This is a genomic window from Micromonospora sp. NPDC005197, from assembly GCF_040608295.1.
GTDB lineage: Bacteria > Actinomycetota > Actinomycetes > Mycobacteriales > Micromonosporaceae > Micromonospora.
In genome coordinates this window covers 1-17,055 of record NZ_JBEXHY010000015.1, presented here as the reverse complement: position 1 = coordinate 17,055, position 17,055 = coordinate 1, and the positions used below count along the sequence as shown (strand labels likewise).

The 17,055-nt window shown below is 67.3% G+C and carries 10 protein-coding genes; 7 read left to right on the top strand and 3 right to left on the bottom strand.

Going from position 1 to position 17,055, the window contains the following annotated elements:
- Positions 1-136: 136 nt before the first annotated feature.
- From ABZU46_RS08285 to ABZU46_RS08270, 4 genes are all read left to right on the top strand, one after another.
- A complete protein-coding gene (locus ABZU46_RS08285) occupies positions 137-928 on the top strand; it encodes a deoxyribonuclease IV (protein ID WP_354855766.1) in 792 nt (263 codons plus the stop codon).
- Positions 925-3,171 (top strand): hypothetical protein, encoded by a 2,247-nt coding sequence (locus tag ABZU46_RS08280; protein ID WP_354855765.1) that lies wholly within the window; start codon positions 925-927, stop codon positions 3,169-3,171. Before ABZU46_RS08285 ends, ABZU46_RS08280 begins: the two co-directional genes overlap by 4 nt.
- Positions 3,172-3,535: 364 nt before the next feature.
- Complete coding sequence (locus ABZU46_RS08275) at positions 3,536-7,510, top strand: SGNH/GDSL hydrolase family protein (RefSeq protein WP_354855764.1); 3,975 nt, start codon at positions 3,536-3,538, stop codon at positions 7,508-7,510.
- A 164-nt stretch (positions 7,511-7,674) separates the two neighbouring features.
- Positions 7,675-8,001, top strand: coding sequence for a hypothetical protein (locus ABZU46_RS08270; RefSeq protein ID WP_354855763.1), 327 nt, complete (start codon positions 7,675-7,677; stop codon positions 7,999-8,001).
- 136 nt (positions 8,002-8,137) lie between these two features.
- Here ABZU46_RS08270 and ABZU46_RS08265 read toward each other — a convergent pair whose 3' ends face one another.
- Positions 8,138-9,646, bottom strand: a complete 1,509-nt coding sequence (locus tag ABZU46_RS08265) for a glycosyltransferase 87 family protein (RefSeq protein ID WP_354855762.1) — start codon at positions 9,644-9,646, stop codon at positions 8,138-8,140.
- 268 nt (positions 9,647-9,914) lie between these two features.
- On the opposite strand from ABZU46_RS08265, the gene ABZU46_RS08260 reads away from it, so the two are divergent.
- Entirely contained in the window at positions 9,915-11,429 is a 1,515-nt protein-coding gene (locus ABZU46_RS08260; protein ID WP_354855761.1) for a hypothetical protein, read from the top strand.
- A gap of 11 nt (positions 11,430-11,440) precedes the next feature.
- Positions 11,441-14,404 carry a hypothetical protein gene (locus ABZU46_RS08255; protein ID WP_354855760.1) on the top strand — a complete coding sequence of 988 codons (2,964 nt, stop codon included), beginning with the start codon at positions 11,441-11,443 and terminating at the stop codon, positions 14,402-14,404.
- Positions 14,405-14,477: 73 nt separating this feature from the next.
- On the opposite strand, the gene ABZU46_RS08250 is transcribed toward ABZU46_RS08255, so the two are convergent.
- Positions 14,478-15,014 carry a DUF2690 domain-containing protein gene (locus ABZU46_RS08250; RefSeq protein WP_354855759.1) on the bottom strand — a complete coding sequence of 179 codons (537 nt, stop codon included), beginning with the start codon at positions 15,012-15,014 and terminating at the stop codon, positions 14,478-14,480.
- Positions 15,015-15,413: 399 nt separating this feature from the next.
- On the opposite strand from ABZU46_RS08250, the gene ABZU46_RS08245 reads away from it, so the two are divergent.
- A complete protein-coding gene (locus ABZU46_RS08245) occupies positions 15,414-16,262 on the top strand; it encodes an AfsR/SARP family transcriptional regulator (protein WP_354855758.1) in 849 nt (282 codons plus the stop codon).
- Positions 16,263-16,336: 74 nt separating this feature from the next.
- Here the strand turns inward: ABZU46_RS08245 and ABZU46_RS08240 are convergent, their stop codons facing one another.
- A complete protein-coding gene (locus ABZU46_RS08240; RefSeq protein WP_354855757.1) occupies positions 16,337-16,864 on the bottom strand; it encodes a DUF2690 domain-containing protein in 528 nt (175 codons plus the stop codon).
- Positions 16,865-17,055 lie beyond the last annotated feature (191 nt).

Here is a 17,055-nt window from a genome sequence, read left to right as displayed (position 1 = left end):
CCACGCGCAGCCCCGGGCCGTGCTCGCCGGGTTCCATCCCATCAACGATCGTCGAGCAGCCGGGGTGACGCGACGAGCGACGACACCGCGCCAGCCGTCGCCGCAGCCGTCGGGGTCGCGACGTAGGCTCGCTGCCATGCGTATCGGAGCCCACGTCGATTCGACCGACCCGCTGGCGGAGGCGGCCGCCCGGTCCGCCGACACCGTGCAGTTCTTCCTCTCCGACCCGCAGGGATGGAAGGCCCCCAAGCCGCGGGAGGACGCCGAGCGGCTGCGCGCGGCCGAGGTCGACCTCTACGTGCACGCGCCCTACGTCATCAACGTGGCGACCCTCAGCAACCGCATCCGGATCCCCAGCCGCAAGCTGCTGCTCGGGCACGCGACCGCGGCGGCCGCGATCGGCGCCAAGGGCCTGATCGTCCACGGCGGGCACGTCAACGCCGGGGACGACCTGGCGGTCGGCTTCGACAACTGGCGCAAGACCTTCGCGTACGCGGCGGACTCCGGCGGCTTCGGCGTCCCGGTCCTCATCGAGAACACCGCCGGCGGCGACAACGCCTGCGCCCGCCGGCTGGACGCGCTGGCCCGGCTCTGGGACGCCATCGGCGACCACGAGGTCGGCTTCTGCCTCGACACGTGCCACGCGTACGCCGGTGGCGAGGAGTTGCTCGGCCTGGTCGACCGGGTGAAGGCGATCACCGGTCGGATCGATCTGGTGCACGCCAACAACTCCAAGGGCGCGTTCAACTCCGGCCAGGACCGGCACGACAACCTGGATGGCGGGACGATCGACCCGGAGCTGGTGGTGGCCGTGATCCGGGCCGCCGGGGCGCCGGTGGTCGTCGAGACCCCGGGCGGCGTGTCCGGTCAGGCGGCCGACATCGACTTCCTCCGCCAGCAGCTCGGGACGGAGCGCCCGGCCGCATGACCACCGGACAGCCCGGGAACCCCCGGCCCACTCCGACCGACGACGCCCCGAGCCGACCGGCGCCGACGCGCGCCGGGGACCCGCCCGTCCCGCCGGCTTCCGCCACCGCCACGTCTTCCACCGACGCGACCGCCAACACCGACGCGGACCGCCCGACCCGCGCCGATGACACGCCATCCGGCGCCGCTGGGGCCGAGGGCGCCACCGCCCCGAACGGCCGACCAGAGCGCGACGCCACGAAGAACGACATCGCCAAGGTCGGCGGCAGGAAATCCGCCACGAAGCGCGGCAGCACGAAGGGCGCCGCGCTCAAGGGCGCCGCGCTCAAGGACGTCGCAGTCAAGGACGCCGCGGTCAAGGACGTCGCAGTCAAGGACGCCGACGAGGCCGAGGGTACGAAGGCGGATGACGCCGACGGTCCGCAGAAGGCCAACGGCGACGCGAAGCCGGGCGACGCGAAGCCGGTCGAGGCCGAACGCTGGGAGGCGTTCGCCTCGGCGCCGGAGCCGCGGCCCAGCCGACTCAGCCGAGTCGCCCGCGCCGTCGGACGGTTCCTGGTCCACGAGTGGACCCTGGCCACCCTCGCCTCGCTGGCGCTGGCTGTGCTGATGACCTGGCCGACGCTGCGCTACCCGCGCTACACGCTTCCGCAGGACACCTGGGATCCGAGCCTGCAGGCGTGGCAGATGGCGTGGTCCGGGCACATCCTGCTGGCCGACCCGGCGCGACTGTGGCAGTCCAACACGTTCTTCCCGGAGCTGTGGAGCTTCGCGTTCTCCGACACGCTGCTCGGCTACGCCCCGGCCGGGATGCTCGGCAGTGGCCCCGAGGACGCGGTGCTGCGCTACAACATCATGTTCGTGCTGGCGCACGCGCTCGCCACGCTCGGAGCGTACGCGCTGGCCCGGCAGCTCGGTGCCGGTCGGATCGGCGCCGCCGTGGCCGGGGTCGGCTACACCTACGCGCCGTGGCTGCTGGCCCAGGCCGGGCACCTGCACGTGCTCTCCAACGGTGGCATCCCGCTGGCGCTCGCGATGCTCGCGCGGGGGCACGGCTGGTCGCTACGGCACGGCTACCGCCCGGAGCGGCGGCACGACGGCTGGGTGTACGCCGGCTGGCTGGTGGCGGCCTGGCAGGTCAGCCTCGGCTTCGGCATCGGCCTGCCGTTCGCGTACTTCCTGGCCGGCGCGGTGCTCGTCGTCGCGGTGCTGTTCGGAGTTCGCCGGCTGAAGTCCGGCCGGGCGCTGCCGTTCGGCCGCCGCCTCCTCGTGGCCGATGTGGTCGGTGGGGTGTTCTTCGCCGGGGTGGGCCTGCTGATGGCGTTCCCGTACTTCAAGGTGACCGAACTGCACCCGTACGCCGAGCGGACGATCCGCGACATCAGCATCTTCTCGCCGCCGGCGTCCGGCTTCGTGACCGCGCCGGCCGAATCACGAGTCTGGGGTGGGTTGCACGAGGGCGCCCGCGCGGCGCTGCCGTGGCATCCGGAGATGACGCTGCTGCCGGGCTTCGTGCTCTACGCGCTGGCCGCCGGTGGGCTGTTCTTCTCGGTCTGGCGGCTACGGCACCGGCTGCTGTTGCTCGTCGGGGTGCTGGTGACGATGGCCTTCGCGATGGGCACCCGCTTCTTCGACGGCACGTTCACCTACGTGCCGCTCTTCGAGCACGCGCCGGGCTGGAACGCGCTGCGTACCCCGGGCCGGTTGATGCTGTGGACCACGTTGCTGCTCGCGTTGCTCGCGGCGGGCGCGGTCACCGCCCTCACCGACCGGGTCCGTGAGCTGGCCGCGCAGCGGATCCCGTCCTGGCCGGGGCCGTGGCTGCGGATGGCCACCCTGCTGCCGCTGCTGCTGGTCACACTCGAGGGCCTGAACGCCACCCCGCATCCGGTGGTGCCGGCCCAGCCGGCGGCGATGCGCGCGGCAGAGGGACCGCTGCTGGTGCTGCCCAGCAACCAGAGCATCGACCAGCACGTGATGCTCTGGTCGACCGACGGGTTCCCGGACGTCGTGAACGGCGGCAGCGGTTTCACGCCTCGGCAGCTCGACGACGTCCGTCGGGTGAGCCAGTCGTTCCCCGACCAGACGAGCGTCGACTACCTGCGGACGTTCGGCGTCCGCACGGTGGTGCTGCTCCGCAGCCAGGTGCCCGGCACGCCGTGGGAGATCACCATCGACGCGCCGGTCGAGTCGCTCGGCATCACCCGCCAGGACGTCGGCGACGCCGTCGTCTACCGACTCTGACGCCTCTCGCTACCTGAGGTTTGCCTGGCAACACGTCCGCCCGCCGGACCAGTGCCATGGCGTGGTCACCCAGCGGCCTGCCGATGGCGTCGGTATCACGGCGGAGATCCATCGTTGGCAGCCAATGGGGTCGACGCACCCCGGGCCGCGCACCCGGATCGGCCGCAGCCACGCTCAGCGACGGCGCGTGACGGTCGGCCGATGTGACGGCGATGAGATAGCAATGACCACTCACCCCACCCTGAGGGCTCCCTGATCCCCCGGTGCCATCCGCGCGTTCTTCAGCCACCACGGCCCTTACGTTCCGGCCTTTCGCACGGCATCTGAAGACGAATGCGGCCGCATCGAGTCCGAGAGGAGTCCGATGGCTCGTCGACGTTCCCGATCTCCGGCACTACTCATCGCCGCGGTGGCCTGTGCGGTGCTGCTTCCTCAGTCGGTGCACGGCGTGGCATTCGCAGCAGCCGCGCCGGTTGCTCCGCCACCCCCGGCGGACAGCCCGTCGTTCACTGTCGATCCGCAGCGTCGGGCTGATCTCCTGACCGAAGGCTATAAGGAGTCGCAGGACGTCGCGTGGACGACGTCGGGAGACGGCGACGGCTTCCACGTGCTCGCCGCGACCGCCAGCAGCGGTTACACGTGGCGGACCGTGGCCAGTCTTTCCGAGCCGGGCTTCGATGCGGACCAGTGGATCGGCAACGCCTGCCTGACCGGTTCCGGTCGTCGGCTCGTTGTCGTCTACGCGCCGCGCGCCTTCACCAACAAAGCTGATCTTTTCGATCGCGGCGGCTTCACGGCAACTGTCGACCTGGTGACCGGCTCGGTGCGCAAGCTGCCGGTGCAGTCATCGCTGGCCTACTTCAACCCGGGCTGCGGCGCGGACGAGACGGCGGTCCTCACCCAACTGGGCGGCCAGCTACCGAACGACCAGGTCGACGGGCCCACCCGTACTCGACTGTTCCGCCTCGATGCCGGCAAAGGCGAGCTCTCACGACCGATCGTGGTCAATGCCGAGGTCACCTCTGCCCTGCCGGTGGGGCGCACCATCGTGGCCGCCGGGAGTTCGCGCCTGGTGCAGGTGCGGGGCGACGGCACGCTGACGCCCGTCGCCTCCACCTCGGGAACACCGTTCCAGCTCAAGGCGGACGGCGGCGGCGGTGTCGTGTTCATGGACCGCACGGGTGACCGGGTACGGGTCCGGCTTGCCGTTCCTCAGTCGAAGAACGAACCGCGAACGCTCGCGGAAGGGCAACTGTCCAAGCTGAGCGTCACGCCTGGCGCTGGTGGCCGGGCCTTCATCACCGGTCGAGCGGACCGGACGCACGCACTACCGAAGAACGTGTCGAAGGTCGAGGTGGCAGCCGGATCCCAGCTGTCTTCGCACGGGCAGTTGGCGTTGACCGAGGTCCGCTGGGCCGGTCAGGCCGACCCACGGGTTGCGGTCCCGGACCCGACGTCGCCGCGGCAGGTGAAGATTCAGGCCACCGTGTTGACCAACGGCAAGAAGGTCGATTTCCAGGTGCGACCCGGTGACGCTTCGGACGCCCAAGCCGCCGAGGGCAGGCGCATTCATCCAAAACTCTCGTCGGCCGGCGGGGGTAGCCGGGCCTCGGCAGCCGCCGCAGGCTCACCGACCAACCCCGTGGAGGCGGAAGCCTACTGCTCGGTCCCGCGCAACGATCCGCGCAACCAGGCATTGCAGCCCAAGCCGCGCCAGGTCGAGTGGGCAATCGACCAGGCAATCACCAATTCGCTCTACGTGCAGCGGGAGGCCAACTGGAAGAACCTCGGCATGTCTGCCTACCGACCTCAGGATCTGTTCCCGCCGATCCAGTTGGTAGGCGGCGGCCGCGTTCCGGCCCAGGTCATGCTGGGCATCGCAGCGCAGGAGTCGAATCTCTGGCAGGCGTCCTTCCACGCTGTCCCGGGCGTCACCTCCAGTCCTCTGATCGGCAACTACTACGGCCGCGACATCTACAACAACACCGACGTGGACGACTGGGACATCAGCTGGAAAGACGCAGACTGCGGGTACGGGGTCACGCAGGTCACTGATGGTATGCGGCTGGCGGGCCGGGAGAAGGATGGCGAGGTAGCCCTGCCCGCGTACAAGCAACGCGCCATCGCTCTGGATTTCGCCGCGAACATCGCTGCCGGGCTGCAGATTTTGCAGTCGAAGTGGAACCAGACCCGAAATGCCGGGTTGATCGTCAACAGCGGGGATGCCGGCGGGCTTGAGCACTGGTTCTTCGCTCTCTGGGCGTACAACAGTGGCTTCCACCCGGACCTGGGCGACGGATCCCCGTGGGGCGTCGGTTGGGGCAACAACCCGATCAACCCGAGGTTCCGGGCGGACCGCGAGCCCTTCCTGGAGTACACGTACGCCGACGCGGCGAACCCGCAGTTCTGGCCGTACCAGGAGAAGGTGCTCGGTTTTGCCGGCCACCCGCCGGAGTTGCTGGAGGGCCCAGATCAGTTGGTCTCGGGCTTCCGTGCCGCTTGGTGGAACGACACTCGGCAACGGATCACCGTCAAGCCGCCGATCGATCAGTTCTGCGACGACTCGAACGACTGCCACCCAGGGGAGTTGCACCTTCCGAATGATCCGGACGTGGTGGGCGAAGCCGCAGGCCCCTGCGCCCACAAGAACTCCGCAGGCCTGTATGACCTGAGATGTTGGTACAACCGGCCGGTGAAGTGGAAGGAGGGCTTCGAGGCCGGCAATGAGGTGCTCCGATTCGATCCCGGGTACGCCTACCAGGAGGATGCCACCAGCTACGCACCAAACTGCAGCCTGTCGGGCTTGCCGAGCGGCGCTCTTGTCATCGACAACGTCGTCGACGGCACCCCGTCGGTCCGGCCGGGCTGCGGACGGCCCTGGACGAACGCCGGAACCTTCAATCTGGACTTCGCCGCAGACAGCACCGGCCACTACCCATCCAAGGTCGATTTTCACCAGATCGGTGGCGGATTCGGGGGGCACTTCTGGTTCGCGCACACCCGCCGGCCCGATGACCTGGGGGGCAAGTTGCGGGTGTCCGGGACGTGGTCGCTGAGCCAGCAACTCCAGGGCTGGGCCCGGGTGATGGTGCACATGCCCGACCAGGGCGCGCACACCCGGCAGGCCGAGTACGAGGTAGACCTCGGACAGGGCTTCGACAAGGGCAAGAAGCGGGTCCTGCTGCAACGCACCCAGGAGCACCGCTGGGTGTCCCTGGGTGTCTTCAAATTCGCCGGCACTCCCCGCGTCCGGCTGTCGACCGACACCCAGGACGGCACCGGGGTGGAGGACGTGGCGTGGGACGCGATCGCGGTGCAGAAGCTGAACGCGAAGCCGCGTCACCAGGTGGTGGCACTCGGGGACTCGTACTCCTCCGGCGAGGGAGCCTCGGAGAACCGTGGTGCCGACTACTACCGCGAGACCGATTTCAAGCAAGTCAACGGCGATGTCGCGCTGTTCCAAAACGACTGCCACCGCTCCAAGTACTCCTGGTCACGGCAGGCGGTGCTGTCGGACAACTCGGCATCGATCGGCAGCCGGGCCGATTCCTGGGATCCGCAGATGGATTACCAGTTCCACGCCTGCTCGGGCGCCCGGACTCACAACCTGCTGCCCTTCCGTACCGTCCCCGCCGGGCAGTCACCGCCGGCGAACGCGTTCAACAAGACGGGCAGCGGCTCGTACGGCGAGGTGTCCCAACTGGACAAGGGTTTCCTCGATGAGAACACCACCCTGGTCACCCTGTCTATCGGGGGTAATGACTCCGAGTTCAGCAAGGTGATCCAGGAATGCATCTACGGGTCCGGCCTCCAACTCTGCCAGGACAGCACGTTGAAGGGCGACACCGAGCCGGTGAGCACGGCCACCAGAAAGCGCATCGAAGGGCCGGTCAAGGAATCACTCAAGATCGTGCTCAGAGAGATCCACAAGAAGGCGCCATCGGCCAAGATCCTGCTGATGGGCTATCCCAAGCTGGTCGAAGGGTATTGCGTCCTCGGTATCGGCGCCGCCGAACTGCCCTGGCTCAACTCCACAGCCGAACTCCTCGCGACGAAGATGGAGGAGGCGGTCAACGAGGTCAGGGCCGAGGGGGTCCAGGTGTGGTTTGGCAACCCGATCCAGCGCTTCTCAGGCAAGGGCATCTGCGGTTCACCGGAAACGGTGAACGGTGTCATCAAGGACCTCACCGCCGGTGAGGAAGGACCGCTCAAGAGCCCGATACCGGACTCGTGGAACGTCTACGGGGTGTCACAGCAGTCGTTCCACCCGAAGATCAGTGGCGCCGGTATCTACGCTCAGGTGATGAACGACGTCACGCAGGAAAAGATGGGGCTTTGACCAGACCTTCATCATCCGTGCCCGCGAGAAGGCTGCTCGGCCTTCTCGCGGGCACGGCCCTGGCCGCGTCGAGCCTCGGCTGCGGTGCCCCTGACCAGGAGCAGGAGGCCACGGATAAGGCCACGGCTGTGGTCCGCGACAAGGCGGAACGGTCCCGGCAGGCGATGGCGAACGCGCTGGCCGACCCGTCGGCCCCGCGCCAGGAGGCGCTGCTCGGTGCGATCGCCGAGTTGGTGGAAAGCGGGGAGCGCAACGGGTTCGTCTTCGATCGCCGGTCTGAGCCGGGTGATCGGATCTGGCTGGACGTAGCCTTTGACGGCACCGGCAACGCCGGAGGGCTCGCGCCCGCCGAGGTGACGGTGCGGCTCTGTGTACGGTTCAGCGGCGCCCGGAGTGCAGAGCCCGAGGTGACGATGTCAGACACCGATTGTGACACCGGCCTCGACCGGACACTCGGCCAGGCGGACACGACGGTCGGCCTACGGAAGTGATCGCTCCTCCGGTACGGCTCCGGTCAGGCGAGCAGGTGCTCACCGTCGGAACCGACGCCGTGCCATTCGCTCCCGGCGGCGGCACGTAACGGAGGTGCCGCATCCCAGCGCGGTACGGCACGCACAAGCCACAGCGTCAGACCCGCACGTCCCCCTCGGTGACCGTCGTCGGGGTGCTGGAGCGTAGGCGGAAGCGGTCGATCCAGCCGACGTCGGGTGCGCCGTCGAGCACGCCGCCGTCCGGGTCGTCGGCATAGGTGGCCCGTACCGCGTCCTGCTCGGGGTGCAGGATCTCCCGGATGACCAGGACGCAGAGGGTCACCACGGTCGCCAGTCGCAGCGTCGAGGCCAGCACGAACACGCCCTCCGGGAAGACCGGCCGGCTGGTCGCCGCGCCGAGCAGCTCACCGTAGAAGGCGACGAAGTAGCAGACCTCGGCGAGCTGCCAGGCCAGGAAGGCACCCCACTTCGGGCGGGCCAGCACCACCAGCGGCAGCATCCAGAGCACGAACTGCTGGGACCAGACCTTGCTGAAGATGAGGAACGCGGCGACCACCAGGAAGGCGAGCTGGGCGAGCCGCGGCCGGCGGGGCGCCCGCAGCGCCAGCACGGCCACGCCGAGGCAGGCCAGCCCGAACAGGGCGTACGAGATGGTGTTGAGGGCGGGGATGTTGGCGTTCAACCATTCGAACGGGCCCTGCTGGCCGGGGTCGTTGCCGACCTTGCCGTCGAGGTAGCGCCCGATGTACCAGAGCGTCCCCCAGTCGATCGGCCGGGTGGTGTTCAGCTCGAAGAACCGACCCCAGTTGTCGGGGTTGGCCCGGTAGGCGGGCAGGTTCACCAGCACCACGGCCACCACCGCCGCGCCGAGCGCGGTGAGCGCGGCGCGGAGCCGGTTGGCCCGCAGCGCCAGGATGAGGATCGGCCCCAGCAGGAACAGCGGCCAGAGTTTCGCCGCGCCGGCCAGGCCCAGCAGTACGCCGGCCACCGCTGGTCGTCGTCGGGCCCAGGCCAGCAGACCGAACGCCGCCAGTCCGATGGCGAGCAGGTCCCAGTTGACGGTGGCGGTGAGCACCAGCGCCGGGGCGAGCGCGAACAACGCGGCGTCCCAGGGTCGTCGGCGGCGCAATGCCAGGATCACCGCCACGGTGGCCACGGCGAGCGCACCGAGCACGAGCGCGTTGAGGTTGTAGAACCACTGACCCTGGTTGATGCTCGGGTCGCCGTCGCCGATGGCGTGCACCGGCAGACCCAGCGCCCCCATGAAGTAGCCGGTCAGCACCGGGTATTCCACCGGGTGGTCCCGGTAGGGCACCTTGCCCTCGTTGAGGCCCTCTGCGTAGTAGAGGGCGAGCACGTCCGTGTAGCAGAACCGGGTGTATTGGACGTTGTTCTGCCAGGCGCCGTCCTGGCATGGGGATTTCTGCACCCAGTGCAGCGCGAGCGTGAGGCAGGCAAGCGCCAGGACGATCCGGACGGCGGTCCAGAACCGGCGTTCCTGCCCGGCCGGCCGATCCAGGGCCGTCGCGTGGTCGCCCAGCGGACCGCCGATCGCGCCGGAGAGGCCGCGGACGAACCCATCGGAGCGGGACGGGTGGTCGGTGGTTCCGGCGTCGTCGATGCCGGGCGTCGACTGGGTGCTCATAGAGAGGCATCCTGCCGTACTCGCAGTAGTACGTCATGTGTCCCGAGCCGTCCAATCAGGTGGCAACCCAGCGCGATCAGGGCCCGAGACCCGCCGGCCGCCGCCCGCACCCTGACCTGCTCCCCGCGCTCGGACTGTCCGAGCTGTGATCGATTGATGAGACAGCCGGACAGACTTCGCGCCAATCGGGCCACAGCATCGACTCGTTTGAGCCCTGCGAGCCCGTCATCACGGTGAGGGGATCGGATTGAAGGGTTCGGTAAGAACCATGGGGTGGCTGGTCACCGCCGGCGTGGCCAGTGCAGCACTCGCCGTACTGCCAGTGTCAGCGGAGGCAGCGGGAAGTACCGACAAGCCGGGCAGGGCGTCACGGACGCCTGCGGCCGCGGACAAGCTGTTCTCGGCTGACACCCAGGGCGCGACGCCGGCACAACGCGCGCGGATGGCCGCCGAGGCACCGCTGGCCGCAGCGGCGGTACGTATCCGCACTGCTGCCGAGGCGAGGCAGTCAGGCTTCGCGGGAGTGGCGCTTCGGCAAGGAACAGTGACTGTCTATTGGAGGGGCAAAGTCCCGGCGGACGTGCGCCGCGTGCTTGATCAGGAGGGTGCGCGCGTTCCGGTGAAGGTGGAGCCCGCCCGCTACGCGGCCCACGAACTCGCTCGAGCTGCCGAGAAGATCAGGGCCAGCGGCAACCGGTCGATACGGTCTGTCGCCTACACCGTGCGGGGCGACGGTATTACGGCCACCTTGTCGAGCGGTGCCAAATCTTCTCTCCAGCTGCCGGACGTCGGCGTGCCGGTCACGGTGCGGCGCGAGCCGGATCTGCCCGCGCTCGGCGGGAGGACCGGAACGTCAGATGGCCGCAGCACCTCTGCTGGAGTTGCTGCCGCCGCAGTCACCTGGCCCAGTCCGAGCCGCCAGGATGACACGACGCCGGCATGGGGAGGCGCACACATCATCAACTCGAGCACTAACCGCGGCAATGGCGGTTGGAGTGTTCGACTTGATTCCGGCGAGGTTGTCGATGCCGACACGAAATGGCACTGCACCTCAGGCGTCCCGATTCTGGACGACGCCACGAACACCGAACTGATGGTCGGCCCGGCGAGTTGTGGTACTCCCGGTCAGACCTACGTTGACCCCAGCGGGGACGTGGTGAACGAGACGGCGGGCGTCAACGCAGCCTGGCATAAACCAATCCGCGGCGTCACCTTGACCAAGCCGAAGGGTGGTGCCGATCCGGCTGTTTATGACGGCACTGGCTGGACGCAGGACGGTTGGCAGATCGATGCCTGGGAGTCGCCGATCGCCGGCCAACAGGTTTGTGTTTCGGGCGCCGAAACCGGCACCTTCTGCGGGGTGGAGATGACCGAGTTCGTCGGCAGCAACACCGTATGGATTGAGAGTTACCAGGGAGAACTGGAGGAGACCAGGGGTGTATCGGTGATCAAGGCCGACATCAACGAGCCCGGCACCCTGTGGCCTGATCGCCGCACGTACATCCTGAAAGATGGAAGCCCATGTAATGGTTTCCCGTTCTACAAGGATTTCGACTCGATCGGGTGCAGCTCCATCGCGTTCGGCGATGGAGACATGGGTGGAGCCGTCTACACCATACCCAGGGAAGGACCCGAGTCCGGAATTCTGATCAAGGGGATCATCGTGCGGATTCACAGTGGACGTGACGAGAACCCATTCAACTACGACATGGTGGGTGTCGACAAGATTGCGGCTGCGTACCCCAACATGACCGAACTGACCGTCCGCAACGACCGACGATGAAGGAGACTGGCATGACAGTTGACCCCATCAGGAGGGGGACCTTCCTGCGGTTGGCGCTGATGACTGCGGGTGCGGTGGGCCTCACTCTGGTGCAGGTTCCGGCGGCACAGGCCCGACCGGAGACAGAACCGAAGGCCGGAGCCGGTGTGCCGGCCGAAGCGGTTCCCAGCGCCGATCGGGACAAGTTGCTGGGCGCATCGTGGCGCACTTCGACGGACCGGGCATGGACCACGGCGGGCGACGCCGAGGGCCTTCATGTGCTGGTGGCGGATGCCGCCGACGGCTATGCGTGGCGTACCGTTGCGACGCTGCGTGAGGGTGGCTTCGACACCGACCGGTGGATCGGCAATGCCTGCGTCACGTCGTCCGGGCGCCGCGTGGTCGTCGTCTATGCCCCACGCAGCTTCACCAACAAGACCGAGTTGAGCGGGCGGGGCGGTTTCACAGCTGTCGTCGATCTGCAGACCGGAAAAGTCACCAAACTTCCGGTCACGACAAGCCTCGCGTATTTCAATCCGGGCTGCGGTGCGGGTGAGTCGGCTGCACTGACGCAAGAGGGCGACGAAGGGTTGCCCGGCACCCAACTGCTGCGGCTTGACGCCGAACGCGGCACGCTGGGGTCCAAGGTCAAGATCAACGGCCAGTTCACCTCCGCGGTGTCGACGCGGGACGGCTTCGTCGGCGGACTGAGCGACAGGCTCGCCGCAGTCGACACTGCGGGCCGGGTGCGGATGGTGACGAAGAGCCGAGGCGTGCCGTTCGCGATCCGAGCAGACAAAGACGGCGGGCTCAACTTCCTGGAGGCGGATGGAACCGCCATGCGAGCACGTCGGCAGATCGACAGCAGGGTCACCACTCTCGCCGAGGGTCCGATCGGCACATTCGGCCTGGAGCGCGGCGACAGCGGTCGGGTATTCCTGACGGGCACTCCGAAGACGGTGAAACCGCTACCAGCGGCGGTGCGCCGACTGAGCGTGCCAGTTCAGGCAGAGATCTCCACAAACGGTGACCTGGCCTTCGAGCGGACGATGACGGCGGAGGAGAGCCTGCCCGGGTCGACAGTGTCAGTCGGCACCCCGGCACCTCTCCGGCTGGGTGCCCGCGTCATGAAGTCCGGCCGTGAGGTCGCCTTTCAGGTGAACCCTGTGGGGACGGCCCCCACGTCGGACAGTCCAGCCATCGGCGCGTCCCGACCGTCGTCGAGTGGCAGATCGATGGGGCCCAGCGCGGCCGATGACGTGCTGGAGCCGTACACGCCACAGGACCCGGACCCGTGGTGTTCGGTGCCGCGCAACGACATCGCCACACTCGCCTACCATCCGCGCCCTCGTCAGATCGAGTGGGCCGTCGACTACGGCATCTTCGGGGCGTTGACCCAGAGCCGTCCCGCCAACTACCGGGGCTTCGGCCTGCCGGCCTACTCGCCCCAGGGGATGTTCCCGCCCCGCGCGCTTGCCGGCGGCGGCCATGTTGCTGCCCAGGTCATGCTCGGCATCCTGGCTCAGGAATCCAACCTGTGGCAGGCGTCCCAGACGGAGTCCGGCGAGTATGGCAACCCGCTGATCGGCAACTACTACGGCCGCCGCTACTACGACTCCGACACCAGCGATGACTGGCGGATCCACTGGGACGAGGCCGACTGCGGCTACGGCGTCAGCCAGGTGACCGACGGTATGCGCAAGGCCGGAAAGGAGAAGCCGGGCGAGACCGCCAGACCGGCCACCCACCAGCGGGCAATTGCACTCGACTACGCGGCGAACATTTCCGCGGGCTTGCAGATCCTGCAGGACAAGTGGAACCAGACGTACAACGCAGGACTGAGGATCAACAACGCCGACCCGACCCGGATCGAGAACTGGTTCTTCGCTGCCTGGGCGTACAACAGTGGTTTCTACCCGGACAAGGGTGATGGCTCACCCTGGGGAGTGGGTTGGGGGAACAACCCCATCAACCCGCGGTACGACCCGACGCGACACCCGTTCCTGGACGTGCGGAACCCGCTCGACCCAGACGACAACGTGCCGGTGTTCAGCGACGCGGCACATCCACAGGACTGGCCCTACCAGGAGAAGGTCATCGGGTGGGCTGCTCAGTCGATCGATACCGGCGACGACGGGGTTGGTTTTCGCACGGCGTACTGGAACGGCGAACCGATCGAGGCGCGGCTGCGGCGCTCTGAGGCCAAGCCACAGATCTGGACGTTCTGCGATTCCACCAACAATTGTGACCAGCTCCAGCGGGTGCAACCGAACGAGCCGGGTTTGGAGGGCGAGAAGCCGGGGCCCTGCCTACACAAGAACAGCGCTGGCCAGTATGACCTGAAGTGCTGGTACCACAAACCCGTGACCTGGAAGAGCGATTGCGAGGAGACCTGCGGTTACGAGGGCATTCGCTACGACGTACCGGACAACTACTCCGAGCCGGCAGATGGCACGCACAATCCACCACGGTGCACGGCCAGTCAGCTGCCGTCTGGCGCGATCGTGGTCGACTACGTTCTATCCGGAACCAGCATGCCGCGTTGCGGCGGCGTCGGACCACGCAATGACGGGTCGGTGAAATTCGAGTTCGGGAGTGGATGGCCGAACGAGTACACGGCGAAGATCGACCTTCACCAGGTGGACAACGGCTTTGGGGGTCATCACTGGTTCACCAGAGCACGCGGGTCGGTCAAGTTCCAGGTGATCGGAACGTGGCGACCGCCGGCGTCGTACTCCGGTTGGACCGGAATCTATGCCTACATCCCCATGACCGGGGCTCGCGTGAATGACGCGATCTACGAAGTCCAGACGGGCGACGGCCGGACCCGTCAGGTACGGGTGGACCAGGACTACCACAAGGGCGGCTGGGTGTGGCTCGGCAACTTCAGCCTCCGCTCCGGTGCCAGCGTGAGGCTCGACTCTTTCAAGTCAGCACCCACCGAGAAGACCATCGGGTTCGACGCCGTGGCGTTCGTTCCCGGCGGCGGCTCATAAGGTAAGTGCCGCATCGGGCTGCTGCGAAAGTGCAGCCCGATGCGGCACCCCGCACGGCGATGGAACGGCAGAATCAGTACTTGGACGTCCACCAGGTGGTGGGGCCCGCAGAGGCTTCCGCTCTCGCGAGAAGCCCGGCGTCGTTCACCATCTGGGTGTAGTAGGCGTCAGCGAAACCGCTGTACGACGTACGGACGCGACCGTCGGAGTAGTAGCTGCGGACGGTCGGGTAGTAGAAGTCCGACCCGACCCGAGCCCAGGCGGTGCGGCAGCGGGGACTGTAGCGCAGCTCGAGGTTGATGCCGCTGGTGTTCGACGCGACAGTCGTCGCATCGTCCGCGCAGTAGTGGTAGCACGACGTGCATCCGCTGTAGTAGATCTTGTAGGTGGCCGGGTTCTTCCCGTCGCACGTCGATCCGCAGCCGGCACTGGCCAGCTCCGCGGCCGGGATCATCGTGGCGGTGCTGGGGTCCAGATCCTGCGCCCTGATCGTGGTGGCCGAGCTGTCAGTCGCCGACGGTGCCGACATCGCGGCTTGCGGGGCGACGACGGCACCCCCCAGGCAGATCAGCAGCGTGGCGCCCAGTCGGACGAGATTCCTCTTCAGCACGGCAGTACCTCCAATGTCGATGGAATGAGTGGAGGATCCAACCGTCGGCCATCAAGCCGTCACCAGCTCTCCACAGTTCGGCCAATCGACCTGATGGCGTCACCCGACGCAGCGCCGGACGACCAGCGCGTGCCGCGCCGCCGAGCGGCCGTTAGCCGCAGCGTCGACGCCAGCACGAAAGCGCCCTGCGGGAAGACCGGACGGATGGCTGTACCCAGGCAATCCATCCCCTCGGTACGGGGCTGTGGACCGCGCCGAGCCATTCGGGCATGAGGCCTATATCAGGCGTCGAGCTTCCACTCAGATGATCTTGAGAGACGCTTGACGGACATCCAGGACCGACTATGCTGAGTCACAACTTGCTACGGCAAAAGCACCGAACGCAACACGGGGGCTCAATTGGAAATCTCGTTTTTAGGGCCATTAACCGTTAAATCGGGCTTAATGGTTCTACCTCTAGGTGGGGACCGGAATCGCAGACTTCTCGCCGCTCTTCTGATCGATGCCAACCAACCGGTACCGATCGACCGGCTCATCGATGTCTTATGGGGCGAGCAGCCACCTAGCACCGCACGCCAGCAGGTTCAGAATCGGCTCGGCAAGCTTCGGCGCCTCTTCGGGCAGACGCATGACCCACAAATCAACCGGGTCGGGCGGGGCTATTCCCTTGAAGTGAGCGAGCATCAGGTCGACGGCCTCACGTTCCGCAAGCTCTGCGCCGAAGCCGAGTACGCTCAGCGACTCGGGCAATTCGATCGCGCGGCCAGCCACCTCAACGCGGCCCTCGGCCTCTGGCGGGGCTCCGCCTTGGAGGGCATCGATTCGCCCGCCTTGAGCGCAGACGCTCTCCGTTGGGAGGAATCCAGACTCAGGGCCATCGAGACGTTGGTGGAGCTGGAGTTCAGCTGCGGCCGACACAGCGCCGTCACCGCCGATCTCCGCACCTGGGTCCAGCGCTACCCCTACCACGAGGGTCTGCACTGCCGGCTCGCCGAGGCTCTGCATCTAAGGTCTCGCACGGGTGAAGCGCTGATGCTGCTACACCAGTTGAAGATGCGGCTCGCCACCGAGCTGGGCATCAATCCGGGCGCCTCGGTGCAGGAGATGCACCTTCGCCTGGTCGGCGCATCGCCGGATCCCGAGACGCCTCAGTCCGACCGAGCAGTTGAAGCGCTCCGCCGGGCACTGACTGAAACGACACAGTCTCTGAAGGTGCTCACCAACGCCTTGGAGTTCCTCAACAACTGAGTTGTACGCACATCCGCACTTGGAGGGGAGCGCACCGGTCGGCGCGTTCCCCTCCAAGTGGACATCTGCTCGACTCACCACCAACTGGTGCAGGTCCAGCCTTCACCCGGGCCGGTCGGGTCGAAACAGGCCTGCGCCTCCAGCCCTGCGTCATTGACCATGTTCGTGTATTCGGACGGGTAGAAGGCGCTCATCGACGTCCGCTGCGTGCCATTGGTGTAGCGGCTGACCACCTTGAAGATCACGTCGCTCGCGGCGGTCTTCGCCCAAGCCGTACGACAACGAGGGCTGTAGCGCAGGCTGACGCTGCCGGAGGAGTTCGAGACGCTGTACTGGGTGATCGCGTCGTCAGCGCACTTGTAGTAGCTCGAGCCGTTGTAGTAGATCTTGAAGTAGGGATCCTTCCCGTCGCACGACGATCCGCAGCCGCTCGTGGCGAGCGTCGCCGCGTCGATCCGGGTGCCCTGCCCCGCCGCGATCACCGCCTCGACGTCGGATACGGACGCGGGCTGGGCCGGCGCGGCCTGGGCCGGGGTGGGACCGGCGAGGAAGCTCAGGGCGAGAGCCGAGGCGAGGCCAGGGAGGAACAACAGTCGCTTCATGATTCTCCTGATCAGGTGAAGGGGACAACGGCAGCCTGGCATCCGCCGTCATCGCGGCCCCATCGACCACTCATCAGTTCTGGATAGTCATCATCAACGTCCTACTCAGGACGGTGAGCAAAGCAAAACGCCGCCGCCGGCCGGACGAGTCGTCCGGCCCGCGCGCGCGTCAGTCGGGGAGAGGGTCAGTA

Excerpts from the sequence above, each read along its gene's own strand:
- ABZU46_RS08285 (WP_354855766.1), top strand. The coding sequence starts at position 137 with ATGCGTATCGGAGCCCACGTCGATTCGACCGACCCGCTGGCGGAGGCG.
- ABZU46_RS08280 (WP_354855765.1), top strand. The coding sequence starts at position 925 with ATGACCACCGGACAGCCCGGGAACCCCCGGCCCACTCCGACCGACGAC.
- ABZU46_RS08275 (WP_354855764.1), top strand. The coding sequence starts at position 3,536 with ATGGCTCGTCGACGTTCCCGATCTCCGGCACTACTCATCGCCGCGGTG.
- ABZU46_RS08270 (WP_354855763.1), top strand. The coding sequence starts at position 7,675 with ATGGCGAACGCGCTGGCCGACCCGTCGGCCCCGCGCCAGGAGGCGCTG.
- ABZU46_RS08265 (WP_354855762.1), bottom strand. The coding sequence starts at position 9,646 with ATGAGCACCCAGTCGACGCCCGGCATCGACGACGCCGGAACCACCGAC.
- ABZU46_RS08260 (WP_354855761.1), top strand. The coding sequence starts at position 9,915 with ATGGGGTGGCTGGTCACCGCCGGCGTGGCCAGTGCAGCACTCGCCGTA.
- ABZU46_RS08255 (WP_354855760.1), top strand. The coding sequence starts at position 11,441 with ATGACAGTTGACCCCATCAGGAGGGGGACCTTCCTGCGGTTGGCGCTG.
- ABZU46_RS08240 (WP_354855757.1), bottom strand. The coding sequence starts at position 16,864 with ATGAAGCGACTGTTGTTCCTCCCTGGCCTCGCCTCGGCTCTCGCCCTG.